At 65.7% G+C, this 12,363-nt stretch carries 15 protein-coding genes; 7 read left to right on the top strand and 8 right to left on the bottom strand.

Annotated elements, in window-relative coordinates:
• Window positions 1-4: 4 nt before the first annotated feature.
• The 3 genes from Hhyl2_RS16500 to nreA all read right to left on the bottom strand — a co-directional run bounded on the left by Hhyl2_RS16500 (window position 5) and on the right by nreA (window position 1,774).
• A complete protein-coding gene (locus Hhyl2_RS16500; protein ID WP_483551851.1) occupies window positions 5-151 on the bottom strand; it encodes a hypothetical protein in 147 nt (48 codons plus the stop codon).
• A gap of 144 nt (window positions 152-295) precedes the next feature.
• Complete coding sequence (locus tag Hhyl2_RS16495) at window positions 296-460, bottom strand: hypothetical protein (protein WP_483551850.1); 165 nt, start codon at window positions 458-460, stop codon at window positions 296-298.
• 39 nt (window positions 461-499) lie between these two features.
• Window positions 500-1,774, bottom strand: a complete 1,275-nt coding sequence (gene nreA / locus Hhyl2_RS16490; RefSeq protein ID WP_483551849.1) for a DNA repair protein NreA — start codon at window positions 1,772-1,774, stop codon at window positions 500-502.
• A 96-nt stretch (window positions 1,775-1,870) separates the two neighbouring features.
• Between nreA and Hhyl2_RS16485 the strand changes: the two genes are divergently transcribed.
• From Hhyl2_RS16485 to Hhyl2_RS16475, 3 genes are all read left to right on the top strand, one after another.
• Complete coding sequence (locus tag Hhyl2_RS16485) at window positions 1,871-2,278, top strand: hypothetical protein (protein WP_483551848.1); 408 nt, start codon at window positions 1,871-1,873, stop codon at window positions 2,276-2,278.
• A gap of 83 nt (window positions 2,279-2,361) precedes the next feature.
• Window positions 2,362-2,955 (top strand): ribonuclease HI, encoded by a 594-nt coding sequence (gene rnhA, locus Hhyl2_RS16480; protein ID WP_483551847.1) that lies wholly within the window; start codon window positions 2,362-2,364, stop codon window positions 2,953-2,955.
• Window positions 2,948-3,502, top strand: a complete 555-nt coding sequence (locus Hhyl2_RS16475; protein WP_483551846.1) for a DUF7108 family protein — start codon at window positions 2,948-2,950, stop codon at window positions 3,500-3,502. Before rnhA ends, Hhyl2_RS16475 begins: the two co-directional genes overlap by 8 nt.
• Window positions 3,503-3,504: 2 nt before the next feature.
• Here the strand turns inward: Hhyl2_RS16475 and Hhyl2_RS16470 are convergent, their stop codons facing one another.
• Window positions 3,505-3,864 carry a PadR family transcriptional regulator gene (locus tag Hhyl2_RS16470; protein ID WP_483551845.1) on the bottom strand — a complete coding sequence of 120 codons (360 nt, stop codon included), beginning with the start codon at window positions 3,862-3,864 and terminating at the stop codon, window positions 3,505-3,507.
• A gap of 266 nt (window positions 3,865-4,130) precedes the next feature.
• On the opposite strand from Hhyl2_RS16470, the gene Hhyl2_RS16465 reads away from it, so the two are divergent.
• The 3 genes from Hhyl2_RS16465 to Hhyl2_RS16455 all read left to right on the top strand — a co-directional run bounded on the left by Hhyl2_RS16465 (window position 4,131) and on the right by Hhyl2_RS16455 (window position 6,327).
• Window positions 4,131-4,661: an inorganic diphosphatase gene (locus tag Hhyl2_RS16465; protein ID WP_483551844.1), complete on the top strand. Its 531-nt coding sequence runs from the start codon at window positions 4,131-4,133 to the stop codon at window positions 4,659-4,661.
• 111 nt (window positions 4,662-4,772) lie between these two features.
• Complete coding sequence (locus Hhyl2_RS16460; RefSeq protein ID WP_483551843.1) at window positions 4,773-4,898, top strand: hypothetical protein; 126 nt, start codon at window positions 4,773-4,775, stop codon at window positions 4,896-4,898.
• An 85-nt stretch (window positions 4,899-4,983) separates the two neighbouring features.
• Complete coding sequence (locus tag Hhyl2_RS16455; protein ID WP_483551842.1) at window positions 4,984-6,327, top strand: alkaline phosphatase family protein; 1,344 nt, start codon at window positions 4,984-4,986, stop codon at window positions 6,325-6,327.
• 21 nt (window positions 6,328-6,348) lie between these two features.
• On the opposite strand, the gene phoU is transcribed toward Hhyl2_RS16455, so the two are convergent.
• Both phoU and Hhyl2_RS16445 read right to left on the bottom strand, forming a co-directional pair.
• Entirely contained in the window at window positions 6,349-7,029 is a 681-nt protein-coding gene (gene phoU / locus Hhyl2_RS16450) for a phosphate signaling complex protein PhoU (RefSeq protein ID WP_483551841.1), read from the bottom strand.
• A gap of 43 nt (window positions 7,030-7,072) precedes the next feature.
• A complete protein-coding gene (locus Hhyl2_RS16445) occupies window positions 7,073-7,495 on the bottom strand; it encodes an HAD family hydrolase (protein WP_483551840.1) in 423 nt (140 codons plus the stop codon).
• A 287-nt stretch (window positions 7,496-7,782) separates the two neighbouring features.
• Here Hhyl2_RS16445 and Hhyl2_RS16440 point away from each other — a divergent pair, with 287 nt between their 5' ends.
• Window positions 7,783-9,318 carry a TrkH family potassium uptake protein gene (locus Hhyl2_RS16440; RefSeq protein ID WP_483551839.1) on the top strand — a complete coding sequence of 512 codons (1,536 nt, stop codon included), beginning with the start codon at window positions 7,783-7,785 and terminating at the stop codon, window positions 9,316-9,318.
• Here Hhyl2_RS16440 and Hhyl2_RS16435 read toward each other — a convergent pair.
• Window positions 9,315-10,892 carry a TrkH family potassium uptake protein gene (locus Hhyl2_RS16435; RefSeq protein WP_483551838.1) on the bottom strand — a complete coding sequence of 526 codons (1,578 nt, stop codon included), beginning with the start codon at window positions 10,890-10,892 and terminating at the stop codon, window positions 9,315-9,317. The genes Hhyl2_RS16440 and Hhyl2_RS16435 overlap by 4 nt on opposite strands.
• Window positions 10,889-12,220 (bottom strand): Trk system potassium transporter TrkA, encoded by a 1,332-nt coding sequence (trkA, locus tag Hhyl2_RS16430; RefSeq protein ID WP_483551837.1) that lies wholly within the window; start codon window positions 12,218-12,220, stop codon window positions 10,889-10,891. The genes Hhyl2_RS16435 and trkA overlap by 4 nt, the downstream gene beginning before the upstream one ends.
• Between the last annotated feature and the right edge of the window lie 143 nt (window positions 12,221-12,363).

Raw genomic sequence — 12,363 nt, 5'->3', positions numbered from 1 at the left:
ACAGCTACCGCATGTTCTCTAGTGCACAGACCGTATCGGAGACCAGCCACTCCGTCTCGCAGTCTCGGCCCTCGATGCTGAGGGCGAAAAACGAGTCCCGTCCGTCATCGACGGTGATCTGGTAGGCGTGGCTGGTCAGTCGCTCGGGCATATCGGGGCCAGTTCGCTCCGGAGACACATCTAACGCTCGCGGATTGCCACCGATAAACCGAACGGTTCGCCCCGGAACAGGGCTATCGAGCGTGAATTCGACCGCCGTCGTTCACATTCCGCACCAGGAGAGCAGGATGAAACGCTACGTGTTTCGGCTGGCCTCGTCTTCGGCCCGCCCCCGTCGTTTGCCGAGCAGGTACGCGCCACTCGCGGTGCCATCGGGGACCAGCAGGAAGGACACGAGGCGGAGCAACACCACGAGCAGTTCGGTCGGACCGGGGATGCCTGGGAAGAGGAGTGGGACCATGTCCGCCGTTTTCTGTCGGCTGCCTGTGGTTTTCCAGTCTCAGAAGTCCGAGAGCTGTGACTGGAGCCCGGCGACGAGCTGTGACTTCCGGCGCAGCGGGCCCAGACCCACCGGTAACTGCTCGGCGATGGCGCCGAGCGTCTCGCGGAACGACTGCCCGACACCGGGCTCACCCTCGAAGGCGTTGCGCACGCCCTCCCGGACCTGCCAGACGCCGACGGGCGCCCAGTAGTCGTCGGTGATCTCACGCAGGACCAGACACTTGGCCTGTCGGCCCCGCTCCTGGAGGTGTTCGAGGACACCCAGGCGGGCCGCGTAGTACGCGCCTGCTGTCTCCTCGACGTAGCCGGTCCGGCCCTCGTAGCCCTCGTAGGCGCTGGCGAGGTAGTAGCCGGCACCCGGCCGCGGGTTCCAGACGCTCTCGGGGGCTTTCATCTCGACGAACTCGAACTCCCAGCGGCCGGGTGCCAGCAGGACCCAGTAGCGGTTCCCCATGTACTCGTTGTACCAGACCTCGGGCTTGTCGATTGTATCGGCCGTGCGGAGGCTCCCACGGAGGTACTGGCCGACGGTGTCGTCGACGGCGGTGATCGACCACCGCGTCGGGACCAGCGACCGCTCGCTGGCCTGACCCAGCGCCCCCGCCGAGAGGATGGTGTTGATGTCGTAGACGTCGAATCCCCGCCGGTAGAGGTAGGTCATCGCTCCCTCGGCGGCCCAGTCGTCGTCGTCCAGCGTCTTCTCGACGGGCCGTGGGACGTGGGGATTCTCGGTGAGGTCCGCGCCCGTGGCGTTGGCGCGCGGGCCGGTCGGCGTCCGGACGTCGTCGAAGCCGACGTCGATCTCGGGGGTCCCATCGAGGCCGACCTCGACGTCGACCGGGTGGTCGGCGATAGCGACCTCGCGCTGGACGCCGACGAACCCGTCCCAGACGTCGTGGGCGCCGCCCCGTTGCTGGACCGAGTCGACCGCCAGTGACTGGGCGGAGTTGAGCAGCCCCGTCCGGCGCTGGAGGACGTCCTCGATGCCCAGTCCCGACTCGTACCAGTCGCTGCTGGTCGCGAACCCCTCGGCCGCGGCGTCGCGTTCCACGGGCGAGAGCAGTCCCGTCGAGACGTTCGGATAGCCCGATCGGCCGACGAATATCTCCGGAGCCGTCGAGCCGACGAGCGTGTCGTCCTGGACGGCCTGCTCGACCTGGCGCTCTACGTCTTCGAGGTGGTCGGTGATCGCGTAGGACTTCTCGGCGGCCAGCCTGCGGCGCTCGGCTGCCTGGTCACGCTCGAACTCGTCGATGAACTCGTCGAGCCGCATTCACCCGCGGTAGGTCCCTGGTGTGCAAGAAGTTGTCCCCACGAACCTCAACAACTATTACGTAGGTGGGCTGACTAACCACAGGTGTAATAAATCATGTCCGAAGCACGAACCACCGCACTCAAGTGGGGGACGGTAATCGCGACGCTGCTCAGCCTCGGTATCATCGCGCTGATAGCGATGTACAGACCGCCACACGAACAGTCGCTGATCAATCTGCTCCTGGGAGAGATCGGTGCCATCGCTATCGGGCACTCGGCCTACCGGATCTCCTCGGGGAAACAGGCGAGTCCGCTGGCCGCAGGTGCGGCTATCTTCTGTGGGCTCGTCCTCGCAGCGTCGCCGTTCGTGCTCGCGAACTTCGACCCCTTCTTGACCATCCAGCTCGTCCTGAGCCTCGTGCTGGGCGTCGCGGGCGCCGCAGCCCTGGCCGAGCGCTACGTCGGTGGCGAGGAAGGCCGTCGGACCGGTGCAGAGCGGATCGCGAGTCGTTCGGGTAACTGAGTCCGCTGCGTTTCTGGACCACACTCCCCGGTCCGCCACGGTGACCACAACCGCTATACCGGCAGGTCGGCCAGTCACAGACGATGCCGGTCATCGAATGCGACGAAGCAGCCGCACGCGAGCGACTGGAAGCCGCGGGTGTCCCCGTCGAGTCGGGCAACACCGACCACGAGCGGTGGCGCGCCGAGTACGAGGGGGCGACGGCCGTCGCCTACGAGGACAAGGTCGTCGTCCAGGGAAGCGATACAGCCCGCCTGGAAGGGATCCTGCAGGGCGGCGGTGGTCGGGTCCATCTGTACTCCGACGGCGCAGCGCGTGGCAACCCCGGCCCGGCCGCCATCGGCTACGTGCTCGTCGACGACAGCGGTATCGTCACCGAGGGGGGCGAGACCATCGGGCGGGCGACCAACAACCAGGCCGAGTACGCCGCGCTGATCCGCGCGCTGGAGGTGGCCGCCGACTACGGCTTCGAGGAGGTCCGCATCCGCGTCGACGCCGATCTGCTCGTCAAGCAGATCCGCGGGGAGTGGAACACGAACGACCCCGACCTCCGCGAGCGCCGCGTGACGGTGCTCGAACTACTCCAGCGGTTCGACGACTGGTCGATCGAACACGTTCCGCGAGAGATAAACGAGCGGGCCGACAAGCTAGCCAACGACGCACTCGACGATGACTGATCTTCCAGACGACGTAATCGAGGAGGCCGAACGCCTCACCAGACTCGCACGCGAGGCCGTCGACCAGGACGAAGCGGCGGCCTACCGGGCGGACCGCGAGCGCCTGCTCACGGACCACGACTACACGGCCCGCGTCCGCGAGGACGACACGGGCGAGGTGCTCGTCTGTCACCCCGCCGAATGGGTCGAGGGCGGCGTCATCCGGCCGGAGCGCGTCGACGATGTCGACCGCGGCGTCGAGCGACAGCTCTCTGGGCCGGGCGACCCGGACGAGTGGTCGGATGTCGCCGAGGCCAACGAGGCGGTCGCCGAGGCAGTCACAGACGACCACGGCGACGTCCACGGGGCGACAGCCAGCGCGCTAGCCGAGTTCATGAGCAACCACTACGCCAAGCGGATCGCGGACGCGACGGCCGCGGAGCTCACGGAGTTCAAGGCCGAGTACTTCCCGCGCAATGCCTGGCCGTCCGAGGAACAGCAGGCGCTGCTGGACGAATCGATCGAGTTGACCGTCGAAAAATCCGGTACCCGAGTGCCGGAACCGTAGTCTTACTGCTGGGCCGACACGAGGTCGCGCAGTTCGTCCGCGCGGCTCTCGTCGGTGACGAACTTCGAGAACACCCAGCCGAGCTGGTCGAGAACGGCCTCCTTGCCGTCCTCGGTCAGCGAGTACTGGTTGGTCCGCTTGTCGAGTTCGCTCTTCTCGACCAGCCCCATCTCGACGAGGTCGTCGAGGTTGGGGTAGAGCCGACCGTGGTTGACCTCGTCGTCGTAGTAGGATTCGAGTTCGCGCTTGATGGCGAGCCCGTAACGTGGCTCCTCGGCGAGGATGACGAGGATGTTCTGTTGGAACGCGGTGAGTTCTTTCGCGATGCCCGGCGTGCTGCTAACTGTTTGTGCCTCTGACATGGGTATAGACATGTCGTCAAACTATTTAACACTTGTTAACTCAAGGATCCTATAACGATTTTTTGCCGGACAGCGCGATTCTGTCGGTGAGACCGCCCCTGTCGGAAGAACGGCTAATAACAGGTGTTGTTACTGAGTACCGAACGAGACAGCGGGGACGTGGATGTCGTCTCGCTAATACTCTGGGATGGCTGAAGAAATATCTTGTGTCATCCGCCGCGACGATGACGAAAGTGATTTTTGACGGCGCGGCGCACTCGCGGGTGATGACGAACCTCTGGGAAGACCTCGAAACCGGACCGAACCCACCCGAAGAGATCTACGCCGTCGTCGAATGTCTCAAAGGTGAGCGCAACAAGTACGAGTACGACAAGGACATCCCGGGTGTCGTGCTGGACCGTGTGCTCCACAGCAACGTCCACTACCCCTCCGACTACGGCTTCATCCCGCAGTCCTACTACGACGACGAGGACCCCTTCGACGTCCTCGTGCTGGTCGAAGACCAGACGTTCCCCGGCTGTGTCATCGAGGCGCGCCCGGTCGCACTGATGAAGATGGACGACGACGGCGAACAGGACGACAAGGTCATCGCCGTCCCCACCGAGGACCCCCGCTACGACCACATCGAGGACCTCTCGGACATCCCCCAGCAGACGCTGGACGAGATCGACGAGTTCTTTTCGACCTACAAGAACCTCGAGGAGGGCAAGGAAGTCGAGACGCTGGGCTGGGAGGACAAGCAGGCTGCGATGGACGCCATCGAGCACGCCCAGGACCTCTACGACGAGCACTTCTGACTCACGCGGGATCCGTCCGGCCCCATGTTCGACGATAATATCGGCGGGTGTTGCCGATGATTTATGAGCATGGGTAATCTTTTCACGGTACAGTCGGTAGTACTGGATGTGATGGCGACCGACCAGACAGACGCCGTACTCGACCACCCGACGGTCGTTCCGGAGCGCGGAGACAGTGAGCCACCGGGAATCGACCACCTGACAGTCGTCCCCGAGAACGCGGCCCGCTCCGAGTGACAGCGTCGCCCGTTCCTCGATTGCCGCTTCTCCCGACAGCATTGCGAAAAGAAGCTTCTTGTCCCCCTCACCAGTAGAAACCGGCATGGGACTATTCGACCGTCTAAAGGGCGACGATGCCCCCCGAGTCGCGTTTTTCGGTATCGACGGCGTACCGTACAGCCTCATCGACCAGCACCCCGACGTCTTCCCGAACCTGACCGAACTGGCGGCCGACGGGAGTGCCGGTCCCATCGACAGCATCGTCCCGCCGGAGTCCAGCGCCTGCTGGCCCTCGCTGACGACCGGCGTCAATCCGGGTCAGACCGGTGTCTACGGCTTCCAGGACCGCGAAGTCGGTTCCTACGACACCTACGTTCCCATGGGCCGGGACGTCCAGGCCGACCGCCTCTGGGACCGGATCACCCAGGACGGCCGTGACGCGACAGTGCTGAACGTCCCGGTGACGTTCCCGCCCCAGCGCAACGTCCAGCGGATGGTTTCGGGCTTCCTCTCGCCCGGCGTCGACAAGGCAGCCTACCCCGACGAACTGCGTGACCGCCTGCAGGAGACCGACTACCGCATCGACGTCAACGCGAAACTCGGCCACGACGACGACAAGACCGAGTTCATGGAGGACGCCCACGAGACCGTCGAGAAGCGCTTCGAGACGTTCAAACACTACGTCCAGCAGGACGACTGGGACCTCTTTTTCGGCGTCTTCATGACCACCGACAGGGTCAACCACTTCCTGTTCAAGGACTACGTCGAGGAGACGGACAACCGCGAGGCGTTCCTGGAGTTCTACAGCACGGTCGACGACTACCTGGGACAGCTCCGCGAGATGCTTCCCGACGACGTGACGATGGTGGTCGCCTCCGACCACGGTTTCACGGCGCTGGACTACGAGGTCCACTGCAACGAGTGGCTCCGCCAGGAGGGGTGGCTCGACTTCGAGGACGACGACCACTCCGAACTGGGCGACATCAGCGACGACACGAAGGCGTACTCGCTCATCCCCGGCCGCTTCTACATCAATCTGGAGGGCCGCGAACCCAGCGGGAGCGTCCCCCAGGACGAGTACGAGCAGGTCCGCTCGGAACTCAAGAACGAACTCGAAGCGCTCGAAGGCCCCGACGGGAACCCCGTCGCCGACCGCGTCGTCACCAAGGAGGACGCGTTCCGCGGCGACCACGACGACATCGCGCCGGACCTGGTCGTCGTCCCGAACCACGGCTTCGACCTCAAGGCCGGCTTCAAGGGCTCCGAGGACGTCTTCGGCGTCGGCCCGCGCAACGGCATGCACAGCTTCGACAACGCGACGCTGTTCGTCGAGGACGACGACGCACGCATCGACGACGCCGACCTCTACGACATCGCGCCGACCATCCTCTCGCTGATGGACCACGACTTCGATCGCTCGGAGTTCGACGGCGCGAGTCTCGTCTAGAAGAGCGGTCGTCCCCGACCGTCAGTAGATCAGGTCGTCGTCGTTCTCGACCATGTACAGCGTCCGCGCGGCGATGTTGACCGCGTGGTCGCCGACGCGTTCGATGTCGCGGATCGTCAACAGCAGCCGCGAGACGTCGGCCATCAGTTGCTCGACGTCGGTCTCGCTGGACGCGGCGTCGATCTGGCGCTCGATGAGATCACGGACGACCGCCTCGGAGGCGTCCTCACACTGCTCGTCGATGACGTCGTCGGTCTGGGCGATCGTGTAACACAGCTCCGGGTCCTCCTCGCTGTAGGCGGTCATCGCGTCCTCGATCATCTCGATGACGGCCGCACCGATCTCCTGGATGTCGACCTCGGGAAAGACGTCGCGTTCGGCCTCCAGGGAGTACTCGCCGAGGTTCGTCGCCAGGTCGCCGACCCGTTCGAGGTCGGTGATGATCTTGAACGAGGCCGCGATAAAGCGCAGATCCGACGCGACTGGCTGCTGGAGCGCGAGCAGGTCGATACAGTCCTGTTCGAGGTCGAGATACAGTTGGTTGACCTCGTCGTCACCCTCGATGACCTCCCAGGCGAGGTCCTCGTCTTTCTGTTCGAGCGCGTTCAGTCCGAGACGGAAGCGTTCGAGGACGACTTCGGACATGTAGAGGACGTCCTCGCGGAGCGTTTCGAGTCGCTCCTGATACGATTCGCGTGGCATGGTCGGGACTGTGCCGGACGGACCTATCAGCCTTTCCTTTCGCTCAATACCCACCTATAGTTCTCAAGAGGTCGGCGACATGGTCCCGGCGGAGATACGCCGCGTCGATCCCGGCTCGCTGGGCGGCGAGCACGTCCGTCTCGGAGTCGCCGACGTACAGCGCGTCCTCGACGCCCAGTTCCGCCAGGGCCGTCTCGATGTAGTAGGGCGCGGGTTTCCGTCGGGCCATCCCGTCGAGCGTCGGAACGCGGCCCAGCGCCGTCTCGAAGTAGTCCCCGAGGTCGTAGTGGTCGGGGATGAACGAGACGGTCTCGTTCCGGTTGTTGCTGACCAGGCCCAGCGGCGCGTCGATGTCAGCGAGCACCGCGACGTCGTCGTACAGGGGTTTCCGGCCGTTCCGGATGGCAGTCCGCTGGGCCTGACTGGCGAGCGCCTCTCGGAACTTGACCGGTCGCTGTACGGCCACGACGACCCCGGCGAGGCCTACGTCGTCGGCCTCTTGCTCGACAGTATCCGCCGGACGGCCGAGTACGGCACCAACGTCGCCGGGGTGGCGATCCAGCAGACCGCCCGGGCCGAGATCGACGGCCAACTCTGACGGTTTTAATAGCCCCGCGGTCGCCAGTCGGCCTGTCACCGCCGGTGTCACAGGGAGACGGATACCGGCACCGTCCGCACGAGGGCGGACGTGAAGACGGACTCAGCACCGATGTTCGAGACCGCTACGTCGCTGGCCGGGGAGTGTCGCATCGCATGAAGACTGTCGTGAACTGGCGCACGAGCGTCGCGCTGACGGGGACCGTCGTGAAGTTCCTCGCAGTCGCGATGGTGATACCGCTAATCACCGCGCTCGTCTACGGCGAGGACATCGCCGTCTTCGGCGTCACCATCATCGTCGCCGTCGGCGGCGGGCTGGCGCTGGAACAGCTCGACACCGACGACGACCTCCAGTCGCGCGAGGCGCTGCTGTTCGTCGCGCTCGCGTGGTTCGTCGTCGCCGCGGTCGCCGCCGTCCCGTACGTCCTGGCGGGCTACGGCACCGCCTCGACGCTGGGCGACCCCGTCAACGCCCTGTTCGAGTCGATGTCGGGTATCTCGACGACCGGCGCGACCGTGATGGGCGAGATCAGTACGGATCGACACTCCCACGCGATCATGCTGTGGCGCCAGCTCACCCAGTGGCTCGGTGGGATGGGGATCATCGTCCTGATGGTCGCGATCCTACCCGAACTGTCGGTCAACGGGGCACAGCTCGTCAGCGAGGAAGCGCCGGGCCCGACCTTGGAGAAGCTCACGCCACGGATCGCCGAGACGGCTCGCATCCTCTGGCAGGCGTACTTCGCCTTCACCGTCCTGCTGGCGGTCCTGCTGTACGGCCTCCACGTCCTTGGCTACGCCCCGGAGATGGATCTGTACAACTCGATCGCCCACGCCTTCTCGACGCTGCCGACCGGCGGGTTCTCCACGAAGGCAGACAGCATCGCCGCCTTCTCCGTGGCCGTCCAGTGGGTCATCATCCCGTTCATGGTCGTCGCCGGCACCAACTTCGCTTTGTTCTGGCACCTCTTCGACGGCGACCTCGGTCGCCCGCTCCGAGATCGGGAGTTCCGGGCCTACGCCGGCGCCATCGCCGTCATGACGGCCGTCCTCACGGGGATGCTGTTCCTCGGTTCGGCGCCGACGGTCTCGCCGGGCGGGACCACCCAGGGCGTCTTCTGGAACGCGCTCCGCCAGGCGGCCTTCCAGGTCGGCTCGCTGATGAACTCCACCGGCTACGCGACGAGCAACTTCGCGGAGTGGAGCACGCACGGCCAGCTCGTGCTCGTACTCACGATGTTTATCGGGGGCTCTGCGGGCTCGACTGGAGGGGGTATCAAGGTCATCCGCTGGCTCATCGTCCTCAAGTCGCTCCGCCGCGAGCTGTTCCACGCGAGCCATCCCGAAGCGGTCCAGCCGATCCGACTGGGCAGGCACGTCGTCGACGAGGAGGCCATCCGCGGCGTCGTCGGCTTCACGCTGCTGTACTTCCTGCTCTTTGGCCTGGGTGCGGTGTTCATCGCGCTCGACGCCGGTCGGGTCGGTATCGAACTGACCGCGCTGGAGGCGGTCGGTGCGAGCCTGGCAGCCATCGGGAACATCGGCCCCGCGTTCGGCCGGCTGGGCCCCTTCGGCTCGTACCTGCTGCTCCCGGACACGACGAAGATCCTGATGATCCTGCTGATGTGGGCCGGTCGGCTGGAGATCATCACGGTCCTGGCGGTGTTCACGCCGACGTTCTGGCGCCGCTAGGACCGCCAGTACGACCGAGTCAGCAGGACGAACAGCGGGATGATCTCCAGTCGGCCCGCCCACATCAGCAAGATCATGTAGAGCTTGCTCGTCGGCGCGAAGTCGATGTAGCTGTTCATCGGCCCCACGACGCCGAAGCCGGGGCCGACGTTCCCGAGTGTCGCCGCCACCGCCGACATCACCTCCAGGACACTCACCGCGTAACCGATGCGGACCGCGTCGACGAACAGCAGCGCGACGCTGACGAAGAAGATGACGATGTACAGCAACGTAAACGCGTAGATACCGCGGATCGCTCGCTCGTCGACGACAACTCCGGCCAGCGTCACCGGCGTGACCGCTTCGGGGTGGACGGTCGTGAACAGCTCCCGACGGAGTGATTTGAGGATGACGAGCCAGCGGATGACCTTGATCGCGCCGCCGGTCGAGCCAGCGGAACCGCCGACGAACATCGCGAACAGCAGGAGGTACTTCGTCGTCTGGCTCCAGGTGTTGAAGTCCATCGACGCGTAGCCGGTCGTCGTCACGATAGAGACGACCTGGAACGCGCTGTGGCGGACCGCGCGCTCGACCTCCCCCGGAATCGCCGGGACACCGCTCGGGACCGATTCGAGGCCGGCCCCGACGCCAGCAAAGAGTAGCCCGGCGATCACGGCCGTGAACGCGGCCATCACGCCGGTGTAGAACCGGAACTCGCTGTCCGCCGGGAGCGCCAGTGGATCCTCCCGGAGCGCGCGCCAGAGCAGCGCGAAGTTGGTCCCGGCGACGATCATGAACGGAATGATGATCCACTGCGCGACCGCAGAGAAGGCCTCGATCGAGCGGGCCTCCGGAGAGAACCCGCCGGTCGGCAGCGTCGTCAGGCCGTGGGCGACGGCGTTGTACACGCCCATGTTCGGCGCGAACCCGAGCAGGTGCGCACCGTAGAGGAGCGCGATCTCGAGCACCGTGAACCCGAAGTACGCGAGCCAGAGGACCCGCGCAGTCTCGGCGATGTGGGGCGTGAGCTTCTCGATACCCGGGCCCGGTGCTTCGGCGTCCATCAACTGCGCGCCACCGACCGACAGTTCGGGCAGGATCGCGACCGCGAGGACCACGATCCCCATCCCACCGAGCCACTGGGTGAGTTGGCGCCACAGCAACAGCGCGTGGGTGTGTCGCTCGAACCCGATCGACCCCATGACGGTCGCGCCGGTCGTCGTGAACCCCGACATCGACTCGAACAGGGCGTTGATCGGGTTCGCCAGCGTCGAGGCGGTCCCGTAGCCGGCGATGAGATAGGGGAGGGTCCCGACAGCGGCGACGGCGATCCAGGTCAGCGACACCATCAGGAACGCCTCGCGGGTGCCCAGATCCGGCTCCGGGTCGACCTGTTCCAGCCCGAGCCCGAGCAGCACCGTCACGACGATGGTGACGCCGAAGGTCGTGATGCCGTCGCCGTAGTACAGTGCGACCAGCAGCGGGAGCACGAGCGGGACCGAGAGGTACTTGACGACGCTCCCGACGAGCGAGACCGAGGCCCGCCAGTCCACGCGTAGCTCTCGGCGGGTCGTGACCGCACCGAGGGGGGTCATAACTGCGCGCTGGCCTCGTCGAGCGACGCAGCGTCGACGAACACGACCACGTGGTCGTCACGTTCGATGATCGTGTCACCGCGCGGGATGACGAGGTCGCCGTTCCGGGTGATCGCCCCGATGACGACGCCGTCGGGGAGGTCCTGAACGGAGTCGCGGATCGGCCGGTCGACCAGGACGCTGCCCTCGCCGACCTCGATCTCTAGAACCTCCGCGCGGTCGGACTGGATGATCGCGACGTTCTCCGCGCGGTGTTCACGGGTGAACCGCGTGATCTCCTCGGCGGTGACCTCGCGGGGGTTGATCGCCACGTCGATGCCGACAGCTTTGAACAGGTCCACGTACTCACCGGCGTCGACGATGGCGACCGCCCGGTCCGCACCGAGACGCTTTGCCAGCAGGCCCGCGAGCAGGTTCTTCTCGTCGCTGTCCAGGGCCGCCACGACGGCGTCGACGTCCTCGACGTGTTCGCGCTGGAGGAACTCGCGGTCGGTCGCGTCGCTCTCTAAGACGGTGGTCCCGCTGAGTTCCTCGGCCAGTTCGCGGGCCCGGTCGTGGTCGCGCTCGATGAGCCGGGGTTTGAGCCCGCGCTCCTGGAGGAGTCTGGCGGTGTGGTAGCCGATGTCGCTACCGCCGACGATGAGGACGTCCCGGGCCCGATCCTGCTCGGGCGAGACCTCGTGAGCGAACGACTGGACGCTGTCGCGGCTCCCGATGACGATGACGTCGTCGCCGGTCTCGATGACGGTGTCACCGCTCGGGATGACGACGTCGTCCCCGCGGATGACCGCGGCGAACGTCAGTGACTCGTAGCGGTCGGCCTCCTCGACGGTCTGGCCGGTGACCGGACTGGACTCGATGATCTCGAACTGCGCCATCTGGACGACGCCGTCGGCGAACGTCTCGACGTCGTTTGCCGCCGGCAGTCCGATGACGCGGCTGGCCGTCTCGGCGGTCATCAGGTTCGTCGCGACCATGTAGTCGACTCCGAGGGCGCCCTCGGCGTGTTCCCAGGTGCGCAGGAACCGCGCGCTCTTGACCCGCGAGATGGTGAACACGTCCGCGACGGTCTTTGCCGTCCCGCAGGTGACGATGTTGGTCTCGTCGTTGTCCGTACTGGCGATGACCATGTCCGCCCGGTCGATGCCGGCGTCCTCCAGCGTATCCAGATCCGCGCCGTCGCCCTCGACACCGAGGACGTCGACGTCGTACATCAGCCGCTCGACCCGGTCGCCGTCGATGTCGACGACGGCGACCTCGTGGGAGTCCGCGAGACTCTCGGCGATAGCAGAGCCGACCTCGCCGGCGCCGACGATGATCACGTACACGGGCGACCCTCCGCGTGGTACATGTCTGCTGGCTTGCGCGGGCCACGTGAAGTGTATTTCCATCTCACGGGTCAGGACAGACGTGAAGGTTAATAACCATCCAGACCTCCGAACGGATATGAATCGGTCAGCCGCGGTGTGGT

The organism is Haloarcula sp. H-hyl2 (assembly GCF_056934385.1).
This window is presented reverse-complemented; position numbering and strand designations above follow the sequence as displayed.